Origin of the sequence: Streptomyces sp. DT190, assembly GCF_049846985.1 — a bacterium.
Classification (GTDB): Bacteria; Actinomycetota; Actinomycetes; order Streptomycetales; family Streptomycetaceae; genus Streptomyces.
The window spans coordinates 26368-50714 of record NZ_JBNCNM010000023.1; the positions used below are offsets into that span (position 1 = coordinate 26368).

Below are 24347 nucleotides of genomic sequence, written 5' to 3' on the forward strand. Positions count from 1 at the left end.
GCGACCGGAGCCGATCGGTCCCGGTCGTCACGGTCCGGAACGGCGAGCCCGGACGATCGCACAGCCTTACGCAAGGGGAAGTTCTTTGGGGAGGGTTGACCGAAACGAAATGGATGTATGGGGAAAACCCCCGGTGCGTTTTGCGGGTATCAGTCCCGAAGGCGGCGAAATCGGTTAACGTCCCGGAGTGCGACAGAAGTTGAGGGTGGCGGCCTACGCCATATGCGTCCGCGACGGACAGATCCTGCTGGCCCGCTCACCCGCCCTGGACGGCACCCCCGAGTGGGTCGTGCCCGGCGGCGGCATGGAACACGGCGAGGATCCGTACGACACCGTCCGGCGCGAGGTCGAGGAGGAGACGGGCTACCGGATCGACGTGACCGGGCTGCTCGGCGTGGACTCCTCCCGCCGTGTCTTCCGCGACGGCTTCGGACGCACCACCGACCACCACGCCGTCCGGTTCGTCTACGAGGGCCGCGTCACCGGCGGTGAACTGCGCTACGAGGTGAACGGCTCCACCGACCTCGCCGCCTGGCAGGACCTGGACGCGGTGCCCGGTCTGGTCCGGGTGTCGCTGGTCGACATCGCCCTGCGCATGTGGCGGGAGCGCCCGGTGACCGGACGGCTGGCCGGCGCCCTGGAGTAGGCCGGGTACCCCGGAAGATGAACGCCGCGTGACCGGCTCCGGGCCGTTCCCGGAGCGGTCGACGACGCGCGGGGTGGCCGGAGATCCACGTACGGTGAACTGCGCTGCGCGTTGCCGCCTTGTTCACGCGCAGGTCATTCCCGGTGCCAACGATCCAGTACGAGCGGGGTGTGCACGTCACGAACGCCCCGCGACCACTGCCGACGCGTTCGCACTCGGGGAGAGAAGCGCATGTCGCGCACACGCTCAGCCGCCGGCTCCGGCCAGGGCATCCACCGCCGTTCCGTCCTCGCCGCCACCGGCGCGGTCGCCCTCTCCGCAGGCGCCGGCTACGCCCTGCGGCCCAGCGACAGCCAGGCCGCCACCGCCGGTCAGGCCACCGAGGCCGTCGCCGCCTCCTCGCGGCAGGCACCGGCCGCTCCACTGGCCCCCTACACCAAGGGCACCACCGTGGCGTCCGTCGCCACCCCGCGCGCCGGAGCCGGATACCGGCGCCTGGGGGACGGGCCCGGGTGGCAGCGGGTGGTGCGCTCCGAGCTGGCCGCGCCCAAGTCCGGCCGCGCCGGGCGCCGCACCGCGCTCGCGGCGTTCGTGCAGCTCACCGACCTGCACATCATCGACGCCCAGCACCCGCTGCGCCTGGAGTACCTGCGCTCGGCCGACGTGCACGCCTGGCGGCCGCACGAGGCGCTCACCGTGCAGGGCGCGATCGCGCTCGTGGAGCGGATCAACGCGCTGCGCGGCGCCCCCGTCACCGGCGCCCCGCTGCACTTCGCCATGACCACCGGCGACAACACGGACAACAACGCCAAGTCCGAGCTGGAGTGGTTCCTGAAGATCATGAGCGGCGGGCGCATCACGCCCAACACCGGCGACCCGCGCCGCTACGAGGGCGTCCAGAACAGCGGTCTGAAGCTGTACTGGCAGCCGGACGCCGCGCTGCGCGACAGCGACAAGCAGGCCGGTTTCCCCCGCCTGGACGGCTTCCTCAAGGCCGCGATCCGCGAGGTGCAGAGCCCGGGCCTGAACCTGCCCTGGTACTCGACGGTCGGCAACCACGACTCCCTGCCGATGGGCTGCTACGCCTCCCACGGCGACTCCTACCTCACGGACCTGGCCGTCGGCGGCAGGAAGCTGATGGACGTGACGGCCGCGGAGGCCAAGCAGCTCCAGACACTCATCAAGAAGGCCCGCGACCCGCAGGGCGTCCGCTACCACGACTTCCTGAAGTCCCACGCGCGCGCCATGCGTCCGGTCACCCCCGACGAACGGCGCGCACCCTTCACGACCGCCGAGTACGTCCGGGCGCACCTGGACCCGGCCTTCCGGGGCGTCGGCCCCGTCGGCCACGGCTACTCCTCGGCGAACCTGGACGCCGGCACCCAGTACTACGCCTTCCGCATCTCCGACGACGTCATCGGCATCAGCCTGGACACCACCGACGCGGGCGGCCACTACGAGGGCTCCATCGGCTCGGCCCAGCTGAGGTGGCTCGACCGGACCCTGCGGGAGAACAAGGACTCCTACGCGGTCGTCTTCAGCCACCACACGAGCAAGACGATGACCAACACCCGGCCCGACCCGGCCCGTCCCGGCGAGCGGCGCCTGGGCGGCCCGGAGCTGCTGGCCCTGCTCGGCAGCCACCGCAACGTGCTGGCCTGGGTGAACGGCCACATCCACAAGAACGTCATCACGCCGCACTCCGCGCCCGACGGCCGCTCCTTCTGGGAGATCTCCACCGCCTCCCACGTCGACTTCCCGCAGCTCGCCCGGGTCATCGAACTGGCCGACAACAAGGACGGCACGATCTCCCTGTTCACCACGCTGGTGGAGTCCTCGGCCCCGCACCGCACGGACTTCTCCGACCTCTCCCAGACCGGCCTGGCCGCCCTCTACCGCGAGCTGTCCCTCAACGCCCCGGGCGCGAGCACGACCCTCGGCGGCAACCCCAAGGACCGCAACACGGAACTGGTCCTGAAGAAGGGCTGACACCCGCGACGCCCCCTACCGGGGCAGGACCAGGACGTAGGCGGCCGGTTCGCGGTCGGCCGACGCCATCAGCGCCGTGCGGACCACGGTCGCCTGCTGTTCCAGGGAGTCGCGCAGCTTCCTGGGCGTGATGTGGACGACCGTGATCCCGAGCCGCTCCAGGTGCTCGCGCTTGCGGGCGTACTCCGACCACACGGCGTCGTCGTGCTGCCGGGGCGCCCGGGTGTCCAGCTCGACCGCCACCGCGTGGTCGGGCCAGTACGCGTCGAGGCCGCCGAGGTAGGGGCCGCCGGGCAGGCGCAGGTCCACGTTCCAGGCCGGGTCGGGCAGGCCGTACTCGCGGACCATCCGGTACAGGCGGTCCTCGGCGATGGAGCGGCCCTCGGCCAGCAGGGAGTCCACCGCGTCGACCACGTGCGGACGGCTCAGCAGCCGCGCCTGGGTCAGCTCGCGCACCACGGAGGCCGGGTCGCAGTGGCCGCCGCGCACCGCCTCCGTCATCAGCCGGCGCACCACGCCCGCGTCCGCCAGTCCGGCCACGGCGTCGGCCAGGGCCCGGGCCACCGGGGCCACCGGCACGCCCGTGACCTGCTCCGGGTCGGGCAGCGCGGGAGTGCGGACGATCCGCGCGCAGCCGGTGGAGCGCAGCCGCCGCATGCGCGGGACCAGCACGTCGAACGCGTCCAGCGACGGCAGCGGGGGCGTGGAGGAGAAGCCGTGCAGGGTGAGCGCGGCCAGCCCCGTGATCATCACCTCCGGGTAGGCGGGGGCGTGTGCCGTGCCCGCGCCGGGCTGGACGGGAACCCCGGTGCCGCGCTCCCGCGCCGCGTACATCAGCACCGCGTGCAGCCGCTCCTCGCTGGTGGGCGGGCCCGGGTGGAGCAGGACCACGCCCGGCAGGAGCTGCTGCCAGGGGCCGCCGGGGCGGCACTGCTCGTTCGTCTCGGCCGTGGAGACTCCGCGCGAGCGGAGCTGGGCCGCCGTCATGACGCGGGGCCGGCCGCCGGCGGACAGGTCGTGCAGGGGGCGCGGGGAGAGCGGGGTGTTGTGGGTCATGACCGGCAATTTCCCGCGTCCGGGGCGTCCTTGAACCGCTGTTACAGCTCCGTCGACAAACACGGACAACCCAGCACTAAAGGACGAATGTTCGGATGCCGAAAGCCCCTGGTCCGTTCGGGTGCGGACCAGGGGTTACGGCTCATCGGGCACGCAGTTCGTAACGAAGCCGGAACGCCCCGATCTCAGGCCAAAGCTACTGGTCAGCGGCCTCGTCGCACGCCTGTCCGCGCAGCGCCCGCGCCAGGTCGTCCCGGGCCTCCAGCACCAGCCGGCGCAGCGCCGGGGCCGCCTCCCGGTGGGCCTCCAGCCAGGCGTCCGTGGCGTCCAGCGTCCGCCGGGACTGCTGCAGCGACGGGAACAGGCCCTGCACCACGTGCATGGCGATCTGGATCGACCGCTCGTCCCAGACCCGCTCGATCGCCGTGAAGTACTTCTCGGTGTACGGCGCGAGCAACTCCCGCTGCGAGCCCTGCGAGAAGCCCGCGATGGTCGCCTCGACCATGGCGTTGGACAGCGCGTCCGACTCCACGACCTGCGCCCACGCCTGCGCCTTGACCGCCCCCGACGGGCGCGCGGCCAGGCAGCGCACCTGGTGCCGCTTGCCGGAGGCCGTGTCGTCCCGGGCGAGCTCCTCGGCCAGCACCTTCTCGTCCACGGCCCCGTGCGCGGCCAGCGGCTCCAGGAACGCCCACCGCAGCTCCTGGTCCAGCTCCAGGCCCTCGACCGTCGCCGTGCCCCGCAGCAGGTCCCCCAGCAGCTCGAAGTCGGCCTCGGCGGTGGCCGTCCGGGCGAAGAAGCGCGCCCAGGCCAGCTGGTGCTCGCTGCCCGCCTCCGCCGCGTACAGCTCGCGCCGCGCGCCCTCGGCCAGCAGCCGGGCGGCCGTCTCCCGACGGGCCGGCGCCGCGTAGTGGGTGACCGCCGACTCCGCCCAGGCGTGCAGCATCTGCAGCACGCCGATCCCGGACTCCCGCCCCGCGAACCGCAGCACCAGGTCCACGAAGTCCCGCGCCGGCAGCAGCGCGTCCCGGGTCATGTTCCACAGCGCCGACCAGCACAGGGCGCGGGCGAGCGGGTCCGTGACCGACCCCAGGTGCTCGCGCAGGGTGGCCAGCGACGTCTCGTCGAAACGGATCTTGCAGTAGGTCAGGTCGTCGTCGTTGACCAGGACCAGGTCCGGGGCGTCGGCACCGGCCGGCTCGGCGACGACCGTGCGGGCGCCGTCGACGTCGGTCTCCACCCGCGCGTACCGCTCCAGCGCCCCGTCCGCGACCCGGTACAGGCCCACCGCCACCCGGTGCGGGCGCAGTTCCGGGTGCGACTCGGCGGCCTCCTGCACCACCGCCAGCTCCTCGACGCGGCCGTCGGCGTCCAGCAGCACCTGCGGCGTCAGCGCGTTCACCCCGGCCGTCTGCAGCCAGGACCGCGACCAGGCGCTCATGTCCCGGCCGCTGGTCTCCTCCAGCACCGACAGCAGGTCACCGAGGCGGGTGTTGCCGTAGGCGTGCCGCTTGAAGTAGCGCCGGGCGCCCTCCAGGAACGCCTCCTCGCCGACGTAGGCCACCAGCTGCTTGAGCACCGACGCGCCCTTGGCGTACGTGATGCCGTCGAAGTTGAGCTTGGCGTCCTGCAGGTCGCGGATGTCGGCCGTGATCGGGTGCGTGGAGGGCAGCTGGTCCGCGCGGTAGGCCCAGGCCTTGCGGCGGTTGGCGAAGGTGATCCAGCCCTCGCTGAAGCGGGTCGCGCCGACCAGGGAGAACGCGCCCATGAAGTCCGCGAAGGACTCCTTCAGCCACAGGTCGTCCCACCACTCCATGGTGACCAGGTCGCCGAACCACATGTGCGCCATCTCGTGCAGCACGACGTTGGCCCGGCCCTCGTAGGACGCCTGGGTCACCTTGCCGCGGAAGATGAACTCCTCCCGGAACGTCACCAGCCCCGGGTTCTCCATCGCGCCCAGGTTGTACTCGGGCACGAACGCCTGGTCGTACTTGCCGAACGGGTACGGGTAGTCGAAGTGGTCGTGGAAGAAGTCCAGGCCCTGCTTGGTGACCAGGAAGACGTCGTCGGCGTCGAAGTGGGGCGCGAGGGCCTTGCGGCACAGGGCGCCGAGCGGGATCTCCAGCGTGGTGCCGTCCGCGAAGGTGCGCGTGTACGTGTCCGTGACGTAGTGGTACGGGCCCGCCACCACGCAGGTGATGTACGTCGAGATCGGCCGCGTCTCCGCGAACCGCCACACCCCGTCGGCCCGTTCACCGGCTCCGTTGCTCCACACCGTCCAGCCCTCGGGGGCCCGCACCTCGAAGCGGTACGGGGCCTTGAGGTCGGGCTGCTCGAAGTTGGCGAAGACCCGGCGGGAGTCGGCCGGCTCGTACTGCGTGTACAGGTACACCTCGCCGTCCTCCGGGTCGACGAAGCGGTGCAGTCCCTCGCCGGTGCGGGAGTAGGCGCATTGGGCGTCGACCACCAGCTCGTTGTCAGAGGCCAGGTCCTCCAGCGTGATCCGGGAGCCGTCGAACACCTCTCCGGGGTCCAGGTCACGGCCGTTGAGTGAGACGGACGTCACACTCGGGGCGATCAGGTCGGCGAAGCTGCTCGCGCCGGGCTCGTTGCACCGGAAGCGGATCGTCGTGACCGAGCGGAAGGTGCGGGGCCCGTCACCGCTGTCCTCGCCGACCGCGGACCGCAGGTCGAGGGACACCTCGTACCCGTCGACGCTCAGCAGGGCGGCCCGCTCGCGGGCCTCGTCGCGGGACAGATTCTCACCGGGCACGGGCGGGACTCCTCAAGCGTCGTGGGATACGGCTGAACAGCACCGATCCTGCCACGAGCCCCTGACGCCGGTCAGCCGGGAATGGCCGGGGAGCACACGGGCGTTTCCCGGAGAAACGGTTGCCTCACGAGGAGAGACATGTCGGACAAGACCCCCGTCGACTTCTGGTTCGACCCGCTGTGCCCCTGGGCATGGATGACCTCCCGCTGGGTGCTGGAGGTGGAGAAGGTCAGGGACATCAAGGTGCGCTGGCACGTCATGAGCCTCTCCGTCCTCAACGAGAACAAGCTGGACGAGCTGCCCGAGCGGTACCGCGAGCTGCTGGAGACGGGCTGGGGCCCCGTCCGGATCGTCATAGCCGCGCAGCAGGAGCACGGCGCCGAGGTGCTCGGCGACCTCTACACCGCGCTCGGCACCCGCATCCACAACCAGGGCGAGGGCCACGGCAAGGAGACCGTCGCCGCGGCCCTGAAGGACGTGGGCCTGCCCGACTCCCTCATGGAGCACTGGGACTCCACCCCCTACGAGGCCGAGCTGCGCGCCTCCCACAAGGAGGGCATCGACAAGGTCGGCCAGGACGTCGGCACCCCGGTCATCGCCGTGCCCGGCGCCGACGGCGAGCAGATCGCCTTCTTCGGCCCGGTCGTCACCCCGGCCCCCAAGGGCGAGGAGGCCGCCCGCCTGTGGGACGGCACCCTCGCCGTGGCCTCCGTGCCGGGCTTCTACGAGATCAAGCGCACGCGCACCAAGGGCCCGGACTTCTCCAACCTCTGAGGCTCACGCCGAGGCGCCGGCTCCCGGGTTCTGCAGTTCCTCCGGGAGCCGGCCCCCGGCCGCCTGGTGGTCCCACGGCTGGTACCACCGGCAGCCCGGCGCGGTGCACCGCCACAGATCCGTGCGCCGCGTCCCGATGGCCTTTCTCTCCTCGGGCTTGAGCGGCGCGAACACCTGGGTGCCGCTGCCGGGACAGGTCGGGCAGTGCTTGTCCTTGAAGAACATCAGCTTCTCCTCGCCGCCACCGCCAGGTCCGGGAAGTCGGTGACGACCGCATCGACCCCCAGGTCGTAGTACAGCGCGTATTCCGCGAACGCGTCCCCGAAATCGTTCGCTCCGCTCCCGCGCCGGAACCGCTCCGGCAGGAACTGGTTCTCCGCGCGGAAGGTGTACGGCCCGATCCGCAGCCCCGCCGCGTGCGCGTCCGCGACGAGCGAGGTGCCGGCGACCGAGGACTTGTCCGGCCCGATCCAGTCCGCGTGGGCGGCGATCCGCGCGAGCCCCGCCGGGCTCATCATGTCCCGGTACGTCGTCGGATCACCCGACGAGACCAGGTCGTACGGCCCGCCCGTCGTCCCCAGCGCCTGCCACAGCGGCACGCCCAGCCCTTCCGCGGCGATCCGCTCCAGGCTCGTCGGCTCGAAGGACTGCACGACGCACTCGCGCCGCCCGAGCCGGTTGCGGCGGACGGCCGAGGCCAGCACCGGCTCCAGCGGCAGTCCGATCGAGCGGAAGTACGTGGGGTGCTTGGTCTCCGGGAAGACGGCGACGGTCCTGCCGTGCGCGCGCGACAGCCGCCGCGCCAGGTCCACGACCTCCTGGAAGGTGAGGATCCGCTCGCGCCCGTCGAAGACGGTGTTGCGGTTGCGGACCGCCGGCAGCCGCTCCACCGCCCGCAGCGTCTTCAGCTCGGCCAGCGTGAAGTCCTCCGTGAACCAGCCGGTGACCGCCCGGCCGTCGACCGTCTTCGTCGTGCGCCGGCCCGCGAACTCCGGGCGGACTGCCACGTCGGTCGTCTGCGAGATCTCGTTCTCGTGCCGGACCACCAGCTCGTGGTCCTTCGTCGGCACCAGGTCCGGTTCGATCCAGTCCGCGCCGGTCCGCACGGCGTGGGTGTACGAGGCCACCGTGTGCTCCGGGCGCCAGCCGGCCGCGCCGCGGTGGCCGATGACGACCGGGCCGCGCGTACGGGGGGCGGCCGCGGCCGCCGGGGCGCCGGCCGCGGCCGTGGCCGTCCCTCCGGCCGCCGCGAGCAGGAGGGTTCTCCGTCCGAGCTGCATGCAACTTCCCTTCGTCGGTGGGACGTTCAGCCGCGCGCCCGGGCCCGCGCCCCGGCCAGCCGCTCCAAGTGCTCCGCGTAGCCCCGGGTGTAGGCAGCGGCCCGGTCCACATCCGGCTCGACCACGGCCGTCGGCCGCGTCCACGCCTGGGCGTCCAGCCCGGCCCCGAACCGCTCCGCCGCCGCCAGCACCGCCCCCCGCGCGCCCACCTCGCCCTCGACGACCCGCAGGGGCCGCCCCAGCACGTCCGCCAGCAGCCGCATCCAGGCGGGGCTGCGGGTGCCGCCGCCGCAGACGGCGAGGGTCCCCGTCAGACCCGCCGCCTCCAGGCAGTGCCGGGCCGCGTAGCCGATGCCCTCACAGGTGGCACGGATCAGGTCCCCCCGGGTCGACTCCAGACTGACGCCGGTCAGTTCGGCGCGCAGCCGCGGCTCCACGAAGGGGGCGCGCTCCCCGGAGGGCGCGAAGTAGGGCAGTACGCGCACGCCGTGCGCCCCGGGCGGGGTCCGCGCCAGCAGGCCGTCCACCTCGTCGTGCCGCACGCCGGTCGTGGACAGCACCCAGTCCAGGGCCGCCGTGCCGACCATCGCGGGCATGGCCCGCAGCCAGTGCCCGGGCCGGTCCGTGGAGATGTACAGCCCGGCCGGTTCGCCGGTCAGGTCGAGCTCGCTCGTGGCCACCAGCCCGGCCAGGCAGGTGCCGACGATCAGCAGCCCGTCACCCGGGGAGGTCACCCCGGCGCCCAGCGCGCAGGCCGGCAGATCGTAGGGGCCGTTGGCGATCCGGGTGCCGGACGGCAGGCCCTCACCGCGTGCCGCGGCCGTGGCGACCGGGTCGCTCACCGGGGGCAGCAGGTCCCGCCGGTGGGCCAGCCCGAGCAGGGCGACGACCTCGTCGTCGTACGCCCGGGTCCGTGGATCGAGGAACGGCATGGACGCGTCCGACACGTCGGTCGCCGGACCGGCTCCCGTCAGCCGCTGGAACACCACGTCCTTGCAGTACAGGGCGGCCCGGGCGGAGTCCAGCGCCTTCGGCTCGTGGCGGTCGAGCCAGGCCAGCAGCGGCCCCGGGCTCCCGGGGAACAGCGCGCCCCCGGTCCGCCGGAACACCGTCTCGAACGTGCCGTCCGCCAGCCAGCGGTCCACCAGTTCGTGGGCGCGCCCGTCCATCCAGGAGGCGGCGGGACGCACCGGCCGGCCCTCGCCGTCCACCAGCCACACCCCGTCGCCCTGCCCGGTGAGCCCGGCGAGCTCCACCGGCTCCGCCACCGCCGAGGTCAGCGCCCCGAGCACGCCGACGACAGCCCCGTACACCTCCTCCATGTCCTGCTCGACGAGACCGCCGTGCAGCGACAGCTCCACCGGCCGGGAACGGACCGCCAGTTGACGGCCCGCGGCGTCGAAGGCCGCCGCCTTGACCATGGACGTGCCCACATCGATACCGACGTACATGCGGCTCTCCTCCGGGTCCTCAGGTCAGACAGTGCGCGAGCGGCTCTCCCCGCACCCAGCGGCCCACCTCGGCGGCGGCGATCCGCGCGGCCTTCTCCGCCACCGCGCGCGAGGCGCCGCCCAAGTGGGGCGTCAGCACCACGCGTTCGGCGAAGCCCCGCAGCCGCGACGCCACCGGCAGCGGCTCCTGCTCGTAGGTGTCGAGGGCGGCGGCCGACACCCGGCCGCTCTCCAGCGCGTCGCACAGCGCGTCCTCGTCCAGCAGCGGACCCCGGGCCGCGTTCACCACCACCGCCCCGGGCGGCAGCAGGCCCAGCTCCCGGGCGCCGATCAGCCCCCGCGTCTCGGGGGTGAGCCGGGCGTGCAGGGTGATCACCCGCGAGCGGCGCAGCAGGTCGTCGAGCGAGGTGACACGCAGGCCGTGGATCTCCCCGTGCACGTACGGGTCGTACACCATCACCCGCGCCCCGAACGCGCACAGCACCCGCGCGACCCGACTGCCGACGGCCCCGTAGCCGACCAGCCCGACGGGCAGGTCCTCCAGCTCGTGGCCGCTCTGCTCGTACGTGTAGTACGTCGCCCCCTCCCAGCTGCCGCGCCGGGCGAGCGGCTCGTGGGCCTGCGGGATGCGGCGCAGCGCGCAGAGCATCAGGCCGAGGGTGAACTCGGCGGTGGCGGCGGCGTTGCGGCCGGGCGCGAAGCACACCCGCACGTCCCGCTGCCCGGCCGCCTCCAGGTTGACGTTGACCGGCCCGCCCCGGCACACCACGACCAGCCGCAGGTCCGGGCAGGCGGCCAGGACCTTCCCGGTGACCGGCCCCATCTGTGTGACCAGCACCTGCGCACCGGTCAGCGCCTCGATCATCTCGTCCTCGGCGTCACTGGCCTCGCGCACCTCGGCGACCGGCCCGAACGGCTCCAGCGGCCAGCCGAGCCGCAGCTGCCGCACCTCGGCCCGCTCCACCTCACGCCGCACGGCCCGGGCGATCAGCGACGGCAGCACGAAGTGATCACCGGCGGCCACGACCCGCACGCTGTTCTCGGCAGTCATCGAAGGGAGTCTCCTGTCTCGGCGTCGAAGACATGGGTGTGTGCGAGGTCCGCGGCGACCCGGACCGGTTCGTCGTGGGCGAGCCGTGCCTCGGGGTCGGTGAGGACGACCAGGTGCCGGGCGACACCGTCGAGGGTGAGGGTCGCCAGGCCCGACTCCAGGAGCGGCTCGTGGGCGACGACCCGGGCGGGCAGTCCGTCACCGGCGGTGAGCCGGACGTCCTCGGGGCGGATGCCGACCACCACCTCACGGCCCCGCTCCACCGGCACGGGCAGCGCGATGCGCACCGCGTCGGAGAGGCGGGCGTGGCCGTCGCCGTCGGCGGTGCCGGGCAGCAGGGTGATCGCGGGTTCGCCGACGAAGTCCGCGACGAAGACGTTGGCCGGGCTGTCGTAGATCTCGTAGGGCGTGCCGAGCTGCTGGATGACGCCGTCCTTCATGACGGCGATCCGGTCGGCGAGCGAGAGGGCCTCCTCCTGGTCGTGGGTGACCAGGATGGTGGTGTGGCCGAGGTCCTTCTGGATGCGTCTGAGTTCGCGGCGGGTGGTGTCGCGCTGGGCCGCGTCCAGGTGCGAGAGCGGCTCGTCGAGGAGCAGCACGTCCGGTTCGCGGATCAGGGCCCGGGCCAGCGAGACGCGCTGCTTCTGGCCGCTGGACAGGCCGGCCGGGCGGGCCTGCAGGAGTTCGGTCAGACCGACCCGCTCGGCGATCTCCCTCACCTTGCGGTCGACGTCGCCGCGGGCGGACCGGCGCCGGGCCTTCAGCCCGAACGCCAGGTTCTCCGCGACCGACAGCGGCGGATACAGCGCGTAGTTCTCGAACGCGACCCCGATGTTGCGCTGCCGGGCGGGCCGTTCGACCACCGACGCCCCGCCGACGAGGATGTCGCCGCCGGTGACGGACTCCAGCCCGGCGATCATCCGCAGGGTCGTCGACTTGCCGCATCCGGAGGGCCCGAGCAGCCCGAGCAGCTCCCCGGACCGGAGGTCCAGGTCGATCCCGCGCACGGCCTCCACGGCGGGCCGCCCCCGGGACCGGTAGGTCTTCCTCAGCTCACGTAGCTCCAGTCCCGTCATGGCCGCCCTTCATCGCGCAAACCTCGTAACGGACCTTGTGTTCGTCCAGATCCCGCAGTGCCTCCGGGGACGCCCCGTCGTCCACGAGGACCGTGTCGAAGCGGGACAGCGGGACGACCCGGTGCAGGGCGACCCGGTCCAGCTTGGTGTGGTCGATCAGCAGGACGTTGCGGGCGGCCGCGTCGAGCATCGCCCGCTTCACGGACACGATGTGCTGTTCCTGGTGGTAGGCGTAGCCCCCGTGCACGGCCGACGTCGACGCGAAGCACACGTCGACCCGCAGCTGCTCGACCGCCTCCACGCACGACACCCCGAGGAACGACGCGTGCAGTGGGTCGTAGTCGCCGCCCAGGGCCATCAGATGGATGCCCCGCTGGTCGGCCAGCAGGTTGATCGCCTCCAGGAAGTTGGTGACGACCGTCAGGGGCGTGACCTCGCCGGTGCGCAGCCGCCTGGCTATCTCCAGGGTGGAGGTCGAGTCGTCCAGCAGGATCGCCATGCCGGGCTCGACCATCCGCAGGGCGTGCCCGGCGACGGCGGCCTTCTCGGCGCGCATGGTCTTCAGCCGGTACTGCACGTTCGACTCGAACACCCCCGACGGCTGCGCGGTCACCCCGCCGCGGAACTTCCGTACGACGCCCTGCCGTTCCAGCTCGTCCAGGTCCCGGTGGATGGTCATCAGGCTCACCCCGAACCGCTCGGCGAGCTCCGCCGCCGTCGCCGAGCCGTCGGCCAGCACCTGCTCGGCCATGGCGGCCTGCCGCGCCGCGGGCCCCTGCTGTCCACCGCTGCTGTTGCTCATGGCTGTGTCTCTATCCGTCGTCCCGGTCGTTCCGGCCGGTCGGCCTCGAACAGCAGCAGGTTCTCAGGCCGGACCACGAGCCGTACGGGATCGTCCGGACGAAGGCGTGCCGCGTCCGCCCGGGGCGCCACGAGCGACACCCGCCGCTCCCCGGTCCCGAGGCGGACGGTGACCTCGACGGACCGGCCGAGCACCTCCGTGACGTACACGGTCCCGGTCAGTTCGTGGCCCTCTCCGCGCAGGGCGAGGTCCCGGGGGCGCAGGCCGACCAGGACGTCCGTGCCCGGCGCGGCCCGCGCGCGCAGCGGCAGCTCCACACCGCCGTCCGCGCGCACCCCGCTCTGCGTCACCACGCCCGGCAGCAGGTTGATCCGGGGCCGGCCGAAGGCCCGCGCGACCTCCGTGTCGTGGGGCCGGTACCAGATGTCCTCGCGGGTGCCCGTCTGGACGATCCGCCCCTCGCGGATGACCCCGATGCGGTCGCCGAGCGCCAGTGCCTCGACGGAGTCGTGGGTGACGTACAGGGTGGTGGTGCGCTGCACGGCCCCGATGGCCTTCAGCTCGGCCCGCATCTGCTGGCGGAGCTTGGCGTCGAGGTGGGACAGCGGCTCGTCCAGCAGGAACGCCCGGGCGGGGCGCACCAGGACCCGGCCGAGGGCGACGCGCTGGCGCTGGCCGTTGGAGAGCCGGCCCACGGGCCGGTCCAGCAGCCCGGAGATGCCGAGCAGTTCGGCGATCGCGCCGATCCGCTCCCGGGCCTCGGCGGCGGGCAGCCGGTGCCGCGGCGAGCGCAGGGGCGAGGCGAGGTTGTCGTAGGCGGAGCGGTGCGGGTAGAGGGCGTAGCTCTCGAAGCACATCGCCACGCCCCGGTCGTAGGGTTCGACGCCCCGCATGTCCCTGCCGTCGAGCGCGACCGTGCCCGCGTCGGGCTGTTCGAGTCCCGCGACGGTCTTCAGGGTGGTGGTCTTGCCGGCGCCCGACGGGCCCAGCAGGCAGAAGAACTCGCCCTCCCGCACCTCCAGTTCCAGCCCGTCGAGCGCGAGGGTCTTCCCGTACGCCTTCCGTATCCCGCTCAGTGCGATCACGACTTCACCGCCCCGAACGACAGGCCGCGCACCAGGTAGCGCTGGATGGTGAGCGCCAGCAGCAGCGGCGGTACGACGGAGACGAGCGCGGCGGCGGCCGTGAGGTTGTACTTGGGCCGGTCGCCGCCGAGGAAGGACAGGGCGCCCACGGTCACCGTCTGGGCCTCGTTGGAGGTGAGGATCAGCGGGAAGACGAAGTTGTTCCAGGCGAAGATGAACGCCAGCAGCGACACGGCGGCGATGCCCGGCTTGACCAGCGGCAGGGCCACCTTGAAGAAGGCCTGCTTGCGGGTGTAGCCGTCCAGCAGGGCGGCCTGCTCCAGCTCGGGCGTCAGGTCGGCGAAGTACGACCGCATGATCCACACGATCAGCGGCAGCGTCACCAGTTGCAGCACCCACACCATGCCGACGTACGTGTCGAACAGCCCGAGCTTCTGGTACAGCACGAACAGCGGGATGATCACGGTCAGTTCGGGTGCGAAGCGGAACGACAGCAGGGTGAACATCAGGTTCTCCGAGCCCCTGAACCGCCACCGGGCCGAGGCGTACGCCGCCGGCAGGCCCACCACCAGCGACAGCGCGACCGCCCCCACGGAGACCACCAGGCTGTTGACGAAGAACCGCACGAACGGGATGCCCTCGCTGTCGCCGAGGACCGTCCGGTAGCCGTCGAGCGTGGGGGAGAAGGAGAAGTAGGTGGAGAACAGCTGGTCGGCCGGTTTCAGCGACAGGATCACCATCCAGGCGATCGGGAACAGCGCGAAGACGAAGTAGAGGACGAGGGCGGTGTCGCACAGCCACCCCGGGACGCGTTTCCTCATGTGGTGACCTCCGCGGCCTTCCGCTGGATCTTCCCCAGGTGCTTCACCAGCACCATCGCGGCCAGGTACACCACGGCCCACAGCACGATCGTGTAGGAGATGCCGAACGAGTAGCGCTGGAAGCGGATGGCCTCCAGGTACGCCCGGATCTGCAGCACCACCGTGGAGTCGCCTGGCCCGCCCTCGGTCAGGGCGTAGATGATGTCGAACACCTTCAGCGAGTCCATGAACCGGAAGATCACCGCGACCAGCACGTACGGCCACAGCATCGGCAGGGTCAGCCGGCGGAAGGTGTACCACCACCCCGCGCCGTCCACGGCCGCCGCCTCGAAGGGGGAGGCGGGCAGCGACCGCAGACCGGCCAGGGCGAGGATCGCCACGAACGGGGTGTAGACCCACACGTCCACGGCGATCGACGACAGCAGGGCGCCCGTCGGGGTGTCGGTCCACTGCACCCCGCCCAGGCCGAAGGGCCGCAGCAGGTGGTTGACGACCCCCACGGACGGCTGGAGCATCAGCTTCCAGATGATCGCCGCGATCACCGGGGCGATCATCAGCGGCAGGATCAGGATCTTCTCCAGCACCCGGCCGATCAGGGTGGAGCGGTGCAGCAGCAGGGCGACGGTCACGCCGAGGACCGTCTCCGAGAGCGCCGCCCCGACCGCGTACAGCACGGTCACCCACGCCGAGTTCCAGAACGCCTCCTGGGTGAAGACGGCTCTGTAGTTGTCGAACCGCACCAGGTCCGGCTGCGGTTTGCTCGCCGAGAAGTCGAACAGCGTGTAGTACAGCCCGAGCCCGAAGGGGTAGAGGATCCCGCAGGTCAGCAGCAGGGCGGGGACGATCAGCAGATACGGGCGCAGGGTGAGCCGCCACCCCATCGGCTAGCCCACCTTGCCGGCGAGGTCGCCCGCCAGCCCGTCCAGGACGGACTGCGCGCCCTTGCCGCCGTAGATCTCCTGCAGGGCCGCCGCCCAGCTGGTCGTCGCGTCGAAGAACTGCGCCTGCGGGGTGAACTGGATCTTCGTCTGGTCGACGACCGCCTCGAAGGTCTCCAAAAAGCCCGGCAGGGACCGCATCTTGTCCTTGTAGGCGGGGTCCTCGGCGACGGACCTGCGCACCGGGTCGATGTGGTTGTGCGTGATCGCGCTCCTGCGCAGGTGCTCCTTGCCGGTCGCCCACTGCAGGAACAGCCAACTGGCGCTCTTCTTCTTGCTCTTGGCGTTCATGCCGAGCGACCAGATCCACATGTTGGTGGCGAGCGAGCCGTCCGGTCCCTTCGGGCCGGGGTGGAAGGCGATCTTCCCCGAGGCGGGGCTCGCGCCCTCCACGGCCTGGAAGTAGGCGGCCGTGTCGGCGTCGAACAGCATCCCGGCCTTCTTCGCGCCCAGGTCGCTGGAGCACTGGTACCAGGTGTACGAGGTCCAGGACGGCGGTCCGCCCCGCTTCACCATCCGCGCCCAGTCCTCGGTGAAGGCCACCGCCTCGGGGCTGTTCATGGCCGGTGTGAGCTTGCCGCCGTCGACCGTGAAGTCCTTCAGCCCGTTGCGGGCGTACATCGTCATGAAGCCCGGGTGGATGGTCGCCCAGCTCCTGGACCCGCGTACGGCGATCCCGTACATGCCGTCGTAACCGGCGCCCGGCGCCTTCCGCTTGAGGGTGGCGGCGAGTTCGGTCAGCTCGTCGAAGGACTCGGCGGGTTTCAGGCCGAGTTTGCCGAACACCTCGGTGTTGTAGGCGACGACGTTGGTCTCCCAGCCCCAGGGCAGCGCGTACTGCCCGCCCCGGCCGAGCGGCGCGCCCGCCTTCAGCGACCACTGGCCGGCCTGGAGCAGGTTCGGGAAGAAGTCCGCCCGGTCCCATTCGGCGCCGGTGGCGGCGGAGTTGCGCATCCAGGGCCCGAGGTCCTCCAGCCAGCCCGGCGGCCCGTACTGCCAGACCATGTACGCGCCGAGCATGAAGACGTCGTAGGAGGCGCGCCCGCTGGACAGGTCGACGGTGAGTTTGTCGAAGTAGTTGTCCTCGGGGAACACGTCGTACTCGACCTCGATGCCGGTCTTCGCGGTGAAGGACTTCAGGTCGGCGATGAGGGCGTCCGTGTACGGGTGCTTGTTGAGCAGCGCCTTGACGGTGGTGCCCTTCTCCCGCCGCCAGTCGAAGGAGCCGGTGACGTCGTCGGCGGCGGACCCGTCGCTCTTGCTGTCGTTCCCGCCGAAACCGGCGCCGCAGGCCGTCAGGAGCGGGGCGGCGGCGGCCCCGGCGGCGAGGGCGAGGAAGCGCCGGCGGTCGTGCACGTGCGTGTCCATCCGTACCTCCGAGTGGAGCCTGGTTAACACGTCGAGTCGACTCGCTAACAGAGAGTGGAACGGCTGAAGTTGGGCGTCAATCCCTCGCGCACGGGAAAATATCGGGGCACAGTGAGAAGTTCACAGATCCGGCTGCGACGGCGTGGGAGGTTCCGGATGGCGGACGAGGGTGCGGCCTGGCTGGGCGTCGACCTGGGCACGCAGAGCGTCCGCGTGCTGCTCGTCACCACCGACGGCACGGTCCTCGGCAGCGGTTCGGCCCCGCTGACCGGACGGCGCGAGGGGGTGCGGCACGAGCAGGACCCGGTGCGCTGGTGGGCCGCGCTGTGCACGGCGTCCCGGGCGGCCCTCGGCGCGGCGCCCTCCGGCACGCCGGTCGGCGGGCTCGCGGTGTGCGGCACCTCCGGCACGGTGCTGCTGACGGACGCCTCGGGCCGGCCCGTGAGCCCGGCGCTGATGTACGACGACGGACGCGCCGCGCGGGAGGCGGCGCGGGTCAGGGAGGCGGGGCTCGCGGTCCAGGACACCTGGGCGCTGCCGAAGGCGCTGTGGCTGGTGGGGGAGTACGGGCCCGGCCTGCGGCTGGCCCACCAGCCCGACCTGATCGTCACCCGCCTCACCGGCGCACCACCCCCGGCCGACTCCAGCCACGCCCTCAAGACGGGCTACGACGTGGAGCACGACGCCTGGCCGGAGTCCGTACTGGCCGGACTCGGCGTGCCCGAGGGCCTGTTGCCGGACGTGGTCCGCCCGGGCACCCCGCTCGGCGAGGTCGGCCCGGCCGCCGCCGACGCCACCGGCATCCCCGCCGGCACGCCCGTGTTCGCCGGGATGACCGACGGCTGCGCGGCCCAGATCGCCTCGGGCGCGCTGCGGCCCGGCTCCTGGAACTCGGTGCTGGGCACGACCCTCGTGCTCAAGGGCGCGGCCCGCGACCCCGTCCGTGATCCCACGGGCGTGGTCTACAACCACCGTGCCCCGGACGGCGGCTGGCTGCCCGGCGGGGCCTCCAGCGTCGGCGCCGGGGCGCTCGCCGCGCACTTCCCGCAGGCCGACCCGGCCCTGCTGGACGAGCGGGCCCGGGCGTTCGAGCCGTCGAGCGCGATCGCCTACCCGCTCGTCTCGCCGGGGGAGCGGTTCCCGTTCCGGGCGCCGCAGGCCACCGCCCTGCTGCTCGGCGACCCGGCGGACGACGCCGACCGGTGGGCCGCGCTCCTGCAGGGCGTCGGCTTCGCGGAACGGCTCTGCCTGGACTACCTGCACCACCTCGGCGCCCCCCTCGACGGCCCGCTCACCTTCACCGGCGGCGGCGCGCGCAGCCCGTACTGGAACCAGCTGCGCGCCGACATCCTGGGCCGCCCGGCCCGGGTCCCCGAGCAGACGGAACCGGCACTGGGGATGGCGGCGCTGGCCGCGTTCGGGGCGTCGAGGGCCGGCACGCTCGCCGACGTGGCCGAGCGCATGGTCCGCGTCCGCACCGTCCTCGAACCCCGCCCCGCCCGCACGAGCGCCTTCGCCGAGCCGTACGGGCGTCTGCTCGACGCCCTCCGAGACCGCGGCTGGCTACCCGCCCCGCTGGCGGAACACGCCCGGTCCCGACTGCACCTGCACACGGGCCGGCCATGACCAGCCCTCCGCAGGCGTGCCCCCGCCCCACCCGCACGGCCGCCTCGGCCGAGCCGCACGCGCGTCCCGCCGACGCCCTCCGGGCCGTCGGCGGCGGTGGCGGAACCCGCCCGGCCCCGGTCGCGCCTGGACACGGGCCAGCCATGACCAGCCCTCCGCAGGCGTGCCCCCGCCCCACCCGCACGGCCGCCTCGGCCGAGCCGCACGCGCGCCCCGCCGACGCCCTCCGGGCCCGGCTGTCCGCCCCGGTGGCGGAACACGCCCGGTCCCGGTCGCACCTGGACACGGGGGAGTGGTGATCGGGCCCCTGCTGGTGCGCCCCGCCCGCACGGCTGCCCTGGCCGAGCCGTACGCGCGGTCCCGGTCACGCCTGGGCACGGGCGGTCCTGACCAGGTCACCTACGCGCCCCCGCCCCACCCGCACGGCCGCCTCGGCCGAGCCGCACGCGCGCCCCGTCGACGCCCTCCGGGCCCGGCTGTCCGCCCCGGTGGCGGAACACGCCCGGAGCCGGCCGCATCTGGACACGGGGCAGTCATGACCTGGACCCTGGTGCGGCCCCGCCCCGGCGTGCCGGCACCGCCGGTGCCGCCCCGCCTCGACCGCCCGACCGCACGCGAACGGACCGGCCCATGACCACGACCCTCCTGCTGGCCCGGCACGGGCAGACCGTCTGGCACGCCGAGAACCGCTACGCCGGCGTCAGCGACATCGGCCTCACCGACACCGGACGCGCCCAGGCGCAGGCCCTCGGCCGCTGGGCCGCCGCCCACCCGGTCGACGCGATCCGCACCTCCCCGCTGTCCCGGGCCGTCGCCACCGCCGACCCCGCCTGCCGTGCCCTCGGCCTCACCCCGCAGCTCGAACCCGACCTGCGCGAGTGCGACTTCGGCGTGGTCGAGGGCCGCACGCTCGCCGAGTTCGAGGCCGAGGACCCGGAATGGGCCGCGGCCTACCGCGCCGACCCGGTGGCCAACTCCTTCCCGGGCGCCGAGGACCCGGCCGCGGCGGCGGCCCGGGGGGTGCGCGCCCTGCGGGAGATCGCCGCCGCGCACCCGGGCGGACGCGTCCTGGTCGTCGCCCACAACACCCTGCTCCGCCTGGTGCTGTGCAGCCTGCTGTCGATCCCCGCGAAGGAGTACCGCAGGGTCTTCCCGCGGCTGCGGAACGCGGCGATCAGCGAACTGCGCCTGCACACCGACGGTTCCGCCGCGCTCCTCTCCCTCAACGTGCCCTGTGAGGCGGACGCGCCGTAGACACGGAAGACCCCCGCGAGTCACGTCCTCGCGGGGGTCTCCCTCACTCCGCCTGCCGTTCGTGAAGGGTGAGAAGACGATCACGAGGCAGGACGCTCCACGGGAGGCTCGGGGCCTCGGCGGCTACGGGGCCAGCAGCAGCACGTCCGCCCGGGACTTCGCGGCCTCGTAGCGCCGGGCCACGTCCTGCCAGTCGACCACCTGCCACATCGCCTCGATGAAGTCCACCTTCTGGTTGCGGTACTGCAGGTAGAAGGCGTGCTCCCAGGCGTCGAAGACCAGGATCGGGGTCGCGCCCTGGCCGACGTTGCCCTGGTGGTCGTAGACCTGCTCCACGATCAGCCGGCCGCTCAGCGGCTCGTGGGCGAGCACCCCCCAGCCGGAGCCCTGCGTGGTCGCGGCGGCCTTGGACAGCTGGGCCTTGAAACGGGCGAAGGAGCCGAAGGACTCGGTGATCGCGTCCGCGAGCTCACCCACGCCGTCCTGCGCGAGCGGCTCGCCGCCGCCGTCCTTCGGGCCCGTCATGTTCTGCCAGTAGATGCTGTGCAGGATGTGCCCGGAGAGGTGGAAGGCCAGGTTCTTCTCCAGCCCGTTGATCGACCCCCAGGCCTCCTTGTCCCGCGCCTCGGCGAGCTGCTCCAGCGTGTCGTTGGCGCCCTTCACATAGGCCGCGTGGTGCTTGTCGTGGTGCAGCTCGATGATCTCCGGGCTGATCACGGGGGCGAGTGCCGCGTAGTCGTACGGCAGGTCGGGCAGCGTGTAGACGGGCATGGGCGGGGTCCCCTCCGAACCTCTTATTGCAACAGGCTTGCAACTGCACGCTAGCAGCAATAGGGCGCCGGCGGCTGCCCAGGGCACGCAAAAAGGCCCCCGCGTGTCCCGCGGGGGCCTGACGCGTCCGGACGTCTACCGCCGGGCGCGCGCCTTCTGCCAGGCGTAGCCGACGGCCGCGAGGGCCAGGGTCATCCCGCCCGTCGAGTACAGCTGCACCCGCGTGCCGGGCTCCCGGGCCATCAGGACGAAGACCGCGGCCATGCCGGCCAGGGCGAGCCACGTCAGCCACGGGAACGCCCACATCCGCACGACCAGCTTCTCGGGCGCCTCGCGCTCCATCCGGCGGCGCAGCCGAAGCTGCGAGACGGCGATGAAGATCCACACGACGAGGATCACCGCGCCGATCATGTTCAGCAGCCACGCGAAGACGTCGTTCGGCCGCCAGTAGCTCAGCAGCACGCACAGGAACCCGAACACGGAGGAGGCCAGGACGGCGATCCGCGGCACCCCGCCCGAGACCCGGCCCAGCCCCTTCGGGCCCTGCCCGCGCTCCACCAGCGAGTAGGCGATGCGGGAGGCGCCGTAGATGTTGGCGTTCATCGCGGACAGCAGGGCCACCAGCACGACCACGTTCATCAGCTGGCCGGCGCCGGGGATGCCGAGCTCGTCGAGGGCGGCGACGTACGGGCCCTTCTCGACGACCTCCTTCGAGTCCCAGGGGACGAGCGTGACGATGACGGCCATGGAGCCGATGTAGAACAGCGCGATGCGCCACATCGCGGTGCGGACCGCGCGCGCCACGCCCTGGACGGGGTTCTCCGACTCGGCCGCCGCGATGGTCACCGTCTCCAGGCCGCCGTAGGCGAAGACCGACGCGAGCAGGCCGATGACCAGGCCCTCGCCGCCGTGCGGCAGGAAGTCGGTGAGGTTGCCCGCGCCGGGCGAGTCGGTGCCGGGCAGCACACCGAGGATCGCCAGGACGCCGAGGACCAGGAACAGGGTGATCGCGGCGACCTTCAGCGCCGCGAACCAGAACTCGAACTCGCCGAAGTTCTTCACCGCCGCCAGGTTCGTGCCGCAGAAGACGACCATGAACAGCGCCACCCACGCCCACTCCGGCGTGCCCGGCAGCCAGCCGCTGACGATCTTCGCGGCGCCGATGCCCTCCAGACCGACCGCCGTGCACAGCAGGACCCAGAACGACCAGCCGGCCGTGAACCCGGCCCAGGGGCCGATCGCCCGCTCGGCATGCGCGGAGAAGGAACCCGAGGAGGGATACGCGGCCGACATCTCGCCCAGCATCCGCATCACCAGCATCACGAGGAGACCGGAGAGGGCGTAGGCGATCACGATCGACGGACCGGCCGCGGCGATGCCGGCGCCGGAGCCGACGAACAGTCCGGCGCCGATCACGCCGCCGAGGGCGATCATCGACAGGTGGCGCTGCTTGAGGCCGTGGGAGAGGGAGACGCCGTCCGTGCCGGTCGGCGTCTTCGTGGTGGTGCTGCTGGGCATGGGCGCGGCTCGTCCAATGCGTGAGGGGCGTGCGAGGGCAAAACGCCGCCAGTCTCGAACGCGCCCCCATCTGCGCGAAGGGGCATCCCACGATGTGGACGGCGACGTCGCTCAGTGTGCTCGCGCGGCGACCGCACCCCCGGCGCGCGGCGGTGCGCCCCGAGGTCGTGCCCGTCGCGACCCGGGGCACGGCGTCCCGGCGCCTTTGGTGGGAAACCTACAGACGGGCCCCCCGCCCCACCCGTGTCGCACGGCACCCGAGCACCGTGACCGGCGTCACGCCGTACTCGGTGTAACCCCCACTCTTTGTACGGAGCCGACCAAGTGCCGGTTCGCGCCTTTGTCGACCGCTGACGGTGATCGGGCCGAGGGCGCTGGGATAGCGTCACGGTGTCCCACCGGCCCTCACCCTCGCGGAGTCCCCATGAGCACCGCTGCCGCCACGTCCGCCCGCACCGGACAGGTCCTCGCCGACCTGCTCCCCGCCTCCCGTGTCCGGGACGCGGCCCTCGTGCTCGGCGGCGCCGCGCTCACCGGCCTCGCCGCCCAGCTCTCCGTGCCCGTGCCGGGCTCCCCGGTGCCGGTGACCGGCCAGACCTTCGCCGCGCTGCTCGTCGGCACGTCCCTCGGGGCCGGCCGCGGCTTCCTCGCCCTGGCGCTGTACGCGGTGGCGGGCATCGCCGGCGTGCCGTGGTTCGCGGGCGCCTCCTCCGGCGTCGCCCCCTCCTTCGGCTACATCCTCGGCATGATCCTCGCCTCGACCGTCGTGGGCGCCCTGGCCCGCCGCGGCGCCGACCGCTCGGTGTGGCGCATGGCCGGCACGATGCTCGTCGGCGAGGCGATCATCTACGCCATCGGTGTGCCCTACCTGGCCCTCGCCACCGGCATGTCCGCCACCGCGGCGATCGCGGCCGGCCTCACGCCGTTCCTCATCGGCGACGCGCTGAAGGCCGCCCTGGCGATGGGCGCGCTGCCGACGGCGTGGAAGTTCGCGAACAAGCGCTGACCTCGCGCGCCGCGCCGGCCTCACGCGAGCCGGAAGAGGCCCGCCGGGACGAACCGTCCCGGTGGGCCTCTTCCTTTCGTCACCCCGCGAAGGGGCCGGATCAGCCCTCCCGCACCGCGGACCGCCGCCACTGCGACCACCACAGACCGGCCACGCCCGCGCCCAGCAGCGCCGTGCCGGCCGCGCCCAGCGGCAGCAGATCACGCGCCGGACCCGTCCTGGGAAGCTCCTTGCGGCCCGGGCCCGCCGGCTCGTTGTCCGTGCCGAGCAGCAGGGGAGTGGCCGGCGCGTCCGGCGACGGGTTGGTCGTGCCGAACGGCACCGGACCCTGCTGCCAGAACGTCTTCTTCCCCTCGCTCGTCTGCACGGGCAGACAGATCTTCCCGGCCTTTCCCAGGTCGTACGTCGCGTCGACGGCGTACGACTGCGACTTACCCGCCGCGAGATTGTCGAGCGGGCAGGCGAAACCGCTGTTCGAACCCTCCGGAAGGTCCTTCTCGGCTATCGCGGAACAGCCTTCGACGTTCTTGACGGCAAGCCCGTCGAATCCGACGACCAACAGCCTGATCGGTCCGCTGTCCTTGGTCCCCTCGTTCTTCACCGTGGCGGTAATGGCCGTCTTTTCCGAACCGTTGTCGACCGAGATCTTCTCCGGCAGCAGCGTGGTGAGATCCACCCCGTCCGGTGCCTTGTCGACGACCTTTCCCCCCTTGCTGCTCGCAGGCCCTTCGTCCTGCGCGCCGGCGGTGCCCGAAAGGATCAGCACCGCTGAGAATGATGCCGCGACCAGCGGTCCCGCGACCACGGCCCTACGACGAGAACTCATGTTCGTCCCCCCTTGCGTCCCCCTGGGCTGCGCCTGAATTCGCAGCAATGAAAGAGGTACCACAAGATTTCGCCGCACTATCCTGGTGCGGCACGAAGTGTGACCGTTGTGTTTCACTGGAGTCGGTCGCGGCGTCGTGGAGGGGGGCAGCGGATTGCCGGGGAATACGAACAGCGGCGGTGTTCCAGGGGTATTGGTGACGGGACGCTATCGGTTGGTCGAAAGTATCGGCCAGG

22 protein-coding genes are annotated in these 24347 nt (G+C 72.4%); 7 read left to right on the top strand and 15 right to left on the bottom strand.

Annotated features, from left to right (window positions below; genetic code table 11):
• Positions 1 to 187: 187 nt before the first annotated feature.
• Both ACPXCS_RS31255 and ACPXCS_RS31260 read left to right on the top strand, forming a co-directional pair.
• Positions 188 to 646 (top strand): NUDIX hydrolase, encoded by a 459-nt coding sequence (locus ACPXCS_RS31255; protein ID WP_425951223.1) that lies wholly within the window; start codon positions 188 to 190, stop codon positions 644 to 646.
• Between the two features lie 231 nt (positions 647 to 877).
• Positions 878 to 2635, top strand: coding sequence for a TIGR03767 family metallophosphoesterase (locus tag ACPXCS_RS31260; RefSeq protein ID WP_425951224.1), 1758 nt, complete (start codon positions 878 to 880; stop codon positions 2633 to 2635).
• Positions 2636 to 2650: 15 nt separating this feature from the next.
• On the opposite strand, the gene ACPXCS_RS31265 is transcribed toward ACPXCS_RS31260, so the two are convergent.
• Both ACPXCS_RS31265 and pepN read right to left on the bottom strand, forming a co-directional pair.
• A complete protein-coding gene (locus ACPXCS_RS31265) occupies positions 2651 to 3691 on the bottom strand; it encodes a hypothetical protein (RefSeq protein ID WP_425951225.1) in 1041 nt (346 codons plus the stop codon).
• 196 nt (positions 3692 to 3887) lie between these two features.
• Positions 3888 to 6464, bottom strand: coding sequence for an aminopeptidase N (gene pepN, locus ACPXCS_RS31270; RefSeq protein WP_425951226.1), 2577 nt, complete (start codon positions 6462 to 6464; stop codon positions 3888 to 3890).
• Positions 6465 to 6602: 138 nt separating this feature from the next.
• Here pepN and ACPXCS_RS31275 point away from each other — a divergent pair, with 138 nt between their 5' ends.
• A complete protein-coding gene (locus tag ACPXCS_RS31275) occupies positions 6603 to 7238 on the top strand; it encodes a DsbA family protein (protein WP_425951227.1) in 636 nt (211 codons plus the stop codon).
• A gap of 3 nt (positions 7239 to 7241) precedes the next feature.
• On the opposite strand, the gene ACPXCS_RS31280 is transcribed toward ACPXCS_RS31275, so the two are convergent.
• From ACPXCS_RS31280 to ACPXCS_RS31325, 10 genes are read right to left on the bottom strand one after another with little or no spacing between them, the layout of a single operon-like run.
• Positions 7242 to 7463: a hypothetical protein gene (locus tag ACPXCS_RS31280; protein ID WP_425951228.1), complete on the bottom strand. Its 222-nt coding sequence runs from the start codon at positions 7461 to 7463 to the stop codon at positions 7242 to 7244.
• Positions 7463 to 8518, bottom strand: a complete 1056-nt coding sequence (locus tag ACPXCS_RS31285; RefSeq protein WP_425951229.1) for a glycerophosphodiester phosphodiesterase family protein — start codon at positions 8516 to 8518, stop codon at positions 7463 to 7465. The genes ACPXCS_RS31280 and ACPXCS_RS31285 overlap by 1 nt, the downstream gene beginning before the upstream one ends.
• A gap of 26 nt (positions 8519 to 8544) precedes the next feature.
• A complete protein-coding gene (locus tag ACPXCS_RS31290; RefSeq protein WP_425951230.1) occupies positions 8545 to 9969 on the bottom strand; it encodes an FGGY family carbohydrate kinase in 1425 nt (474 codons plus the stop codon).
• Positions 9970 to 9988: 19 nt separating this feature from the next.
• Positions 9989 to 11020 (bottom strand): 2-hydroxyacid dehydrogenase, encoded by a 1032-nt coding sequence (locus tag ACPXCS_RS31295; protein ID WP_425951231.1) that lies wholly within the window; start codon positions 11018 to 11020, stop codon positions 9989 to 9991.
• Positions 11017 to 12096, bottom strand: a complete 1080-nt coding sequence (locus tag ACPXCS_RS31300) for an ABC transporter ATP-binding protein (protein ID WP_425951232.1) — start codon at positions 12094 to 12096, stop codon at positions 11017 to 11019. The genes ACPXCS_RS31295 and ACPXCS_RS31300 overlap by 4 nt, the downstream gene beginning before the upstream one ends.
• Positions 12074 to 12898 carry a DeoR/GlpR family DNA-binding transcription regulator gene (locus tag ACPXCS_RS31305; RefSeq protein ID WP_425951233.1) on the bottom strand — a complete coding sequence of 275 codons (825 nt, stop codon included), beginning with the start codon at positions 12896 to 12898 and terminating at the stop codon, positions 12074 to 12076. Before ACPXCS_RS31305 ends, ACPXCS_RS31300 begins: the two co-directional genes overlap by 23 nt.
• Positions 12895 to 13983: an ABC transporter ATP-binding protein gene (locus tag ACPXCS_RS31310; RefSeq protein WP_425951234.1), complete on the bottom strand. Its 1089-nt coding sequence runs from the start codon at positions 13981 to 13983 to the stop codon at positions 12895 to 12897. The genes ACPXCS_RS31305 and ACPXCS_RS31310 overlap by 4 nt, the downstream gene beginning before the upstream one ends.
• Positions 13980 to 14804 (bottom strand): carbohydrate ABC transporter permease, encoded by an 825-nt coding sequence (locus tag ACPXCS_RS31315; protein WP_425951235.1) that lies wholly within the window; start codon positions 14802 to 14804, stop codon positions 13980 to 13982. Before ACPXCS_RS31315 ends, ACPXCS_RS31310 begins: the two co-directional genes overlap by 4 nt.
• The gene (locus tag ACPXCS_RS31320; RefSeq protein WP_425951236.1) at positions 14801 to 15685 is read right to left on the bottom strand and encodes a carbohydrate ABC transporter permease; all 885 of its coding nucleotides are present in this window, start codon (positions 15683 to 15685) and stop codon (positions 14801 to 14803) included. Before ACPXCS_RS31320 ends, ACPXCS_RS31315 begins: the two co-directional genes overlap by 4 nt.
• Before the next feature lie 3 nt (positions 15686 to 15688).
• Positions 15689 to 17110 (bottom strand): ABC transporter substrate-binding protein, encoded by a 1422-nt coding sequence (locus ACPXCS_RS31325; RefSeq protein WP_425951237.1) that lies wholly within the window; start codon positions 17108 to 17110, stop codon positions 15689 to 15691.
• A 156-nt stretch (positions 17111 to 17266) separates the two neighbouring features.
• Between ACPXCS_RS31325 and ACPXCS_RS31330 the strand changes: the two genes are divergently transcribed.
• The 3 genes from ACPXCS_RS31330 to ACPXCS_RS31340 all read left to right on the top strand — a co-directional run bounded on the left by ACPXCS_RS31330 (position 17267) and on the right by ACPXCS_RS31340 (position 19990).
• Positions 17267 to 18736 carry an FGGY-family carbohydrate kinase gene (locus ACPXCS_RS31330; RefSeq protein ID WP_425951238.1) on the top strand — a complete coding sequence of 490 codons (1470 nt, stop codon included), beginning with the start codon at positions 17267 to 17269 and terminating at the stop codon, positions 18734 to 18736.
• Positions 18737 to 18879: 143 nt separating this feature from the next.
• Entirely contained in the window at positions 18880 to 19035 is a 156-nt protein-coding gene (locus tag ACPXCS_RS31335; protein ID WP_425951239.1) for a hypothetical protein, read from the top strand.
• A 331-nt stretch (positions 19036 to 19366) separates the two neighbouring features.
• A complete protein-coding gene (locus ACPXCS_RS31340; protein ID WP_425951240.1) occupies positions 19367 to 19990 on the top strand; it encodes a histidine phosphatase family protein in 624 nt (207 codons plus the stop codon).
• A gap of 123 nt (positions 19991 to 20113) precedes the next feature.
• On the opposite strand, the gene ACPXCS_RS31345 is transcribed toward ACPXCS_RS31340, so the two are convergent.
• Together ACPXCS_RS31345 and ACPXCS_RS31350 are read right to left on the bottom strand one after the other, a co-directional pair.
• Positions 20114 to 20761 (bottom strand): superoxide dismutase, encoded by a 648-nt coding sequence (locus ACPXCS_RS31345; protein ID WP_425951241.1) that lies wholly within the window; start codon positions 20759 to 20761, stop codon positions 20114 to 20116.
• A gap of 135 nt (positions 20762 to 20896) precedes the next feature.
• Complete coding sequence (locus tag ACPXCS_RS31350) at positions 20897 to 22279, bottom strand: amino acid permease (protein ID WP_425951242.1); 1383 nt, start codon at positions 22277 to 22279, stop codon at positions 20897 to 20899.
• 424 nt (positions 22280 to 22703) lie between these two features.
• Here ACPXCS_RS31350 and ACPXCS_RS31355 point away from each other — a divergent pair, with 424 nt between their 5' ends.
• Positions 22704 to 23285 carry a biotin transporter BioY gene (locus tag ACPXCS_RS31355; RefSeq protein WP_425951243.1) on the top strand — a complete coding sequence of 194 codons (582 nt, stop codon included), beginning with the start codon at positions 22704 to 22706 and terminating at the stop codon, positions 23283 to 23285.
• Positions 23286 to 23385: 100 nt separating this feature from the next.
• On the opposite strand, the gene ACPXCS_RS31360 is transcribed toward ACPXCS_RS31355, so the two are convergent.
• Entirely contained in the window at positions 23386 to 24111 is a 726-nt protein-coding gene (locus ACPXCS_RS31360; RefSeq protein ID WP_425951244.1) for a hypothetical protein, read from the bottom strand.
• Positions 24112 to 24347: the final 236 nt, after the last annotated feature.

Bases quoted from the DNA above. Each gene is read 5' to 3' on its own strand.
- ACPXCS_RS31345 (WP_425951241.1), bottom strand. From the start codon at position 20,761: ATGCCCGTCTACACGCTGCCCGACCTGCCGTACGACTACGCGGCACTC.
- ACPXCS_RS31340 (WP_425951240.1), top strand. From the start codon at position 19,367: ATGACCACGACCCTCCTGCTGGCCCGGCACGGGCAGACCGTCTGGCAC.
- ACPXCS_RS31265 (WP_425951225.1), bottom strand. From the start codon at position 3,691: ATGACCCACAACACCCCGCTCTCCCCGCGCCCCCTGCACGACCTGTCC.
- ACPXCS_RS31355 (WP_425951243.1), top strand. From the start codon at position 22,704: ATGAGCACCGCTGCCGCCACGTCCGCCCGCACCGGACAGGTCCTCGCC.
- ACPXCS_RS31260 (WP_425951224.1), top strand. From the start codon at position 878: ATGTCGCGCACACGCTCAGCCGCCGGCTCCGGCCAGGGCATCCACCGC.
- ACPXCS_RS31295 (WP_425951231.1), bottom strand. From the start codon at position 11,020: ATGACTGCCGAGAACAGCGTGCGGGTCGTGGCCGCCGGTGATCACTTC.
- ACPXCS_RS31335 (WP_425951239.1), top strand. From the start codon at position 18,880: ATGACCAGCCCTCCGCAGGCGTGCCCCCGCCCCACCCGCACGGCCGCC.
- ACPXCS_RS31290 (WP_425951230.1), bottom strand. From the start codon at position 9,969: ATGTACGTCGGTATCGATGTGGGCACGTCCATGGTCAAGGCGGCGGCC.
- ACPXCS_RS31315 (WP_425951235.1), bottom strand. From the start codon at position 14,804: ATGAGGAAACGCGTCCCGGGGTGGCTGTGCGACACCGCCCTCGTCCTC.
- ACPXCS_RS31305 (WP_425951233.1), bottom strand. From the start codon at position 12,898: ATGAGCAACAGCAGCGGTGGACAGCAGGGGCCCGCGGCGCGGCAGGCC.
- ACPXCS_RS31300 (WP_425951232.1), bottom strand. From the start codon at position 12,096: ATGACGGGACTGGAGCTACGTGAGCTGAGGAAGACCTACCGGTCCCGG.
- ACPXCS_RS31330 (WP_425951238.1), top strand. From the start codon at position 17,267: ATGGCGGACGAGGGTGCGGCCTGGCTGGGCGTCGACCTGGGCACGCAG.
- ACPXCS_RS31275 (WP_425951227.1), top strand. From the start codon at position 6,603: ATGTCGGACAAGACCCCCGTCGACTTCTGGTTCGACCCGCTGTGCCCC.
- ACPXCS_RS31280 (WP_425951228.1), bottom strand. From the start codon at position 7,463: ATGTTCTTCAAGGACAAGCACTGCCCGACCTGTCCCGGCAGCGGCACC.
- ACPXCS_RS31285 (WP_425951229.1), bottom strand. From the start codon at position 8,518: ATGCAGCTCGGACGGAGAACCCTCCTGCTCGCGGCGGCCGGAGGGACG.
- ACPXCS_RS31325 (WP_425951237.1), bottom strand. From the start codon at position 17,110: ATGGACACGCACGTGCACGACCGCCGGCGCTTCCTCGCCCTCGCCGCC.
- ACPXCS_RS31360 (WP_425951244.1), bottom strand. From the start codon at position 24,111: ATGAGTTCTCGTCGTAGGGCCGTGGTCGCGGGACCGCTGGTCGCGGCA.
- ACPXCS_RS31320 (WP_425951236.1), bottom strand. From the start codon at position 15,685: ATGGGGTGGCGGCTCACCCTGCGCCCGTATCTGCTGATCGTCCCCGCC.
- ACPXCS_RS31350 (WP_425951242.1), bottom strand. From the start codon at position 22,279: ATGCCCAGCAGCACCACCACGAAGACGCCGACCGGCACGGACGGCGTC.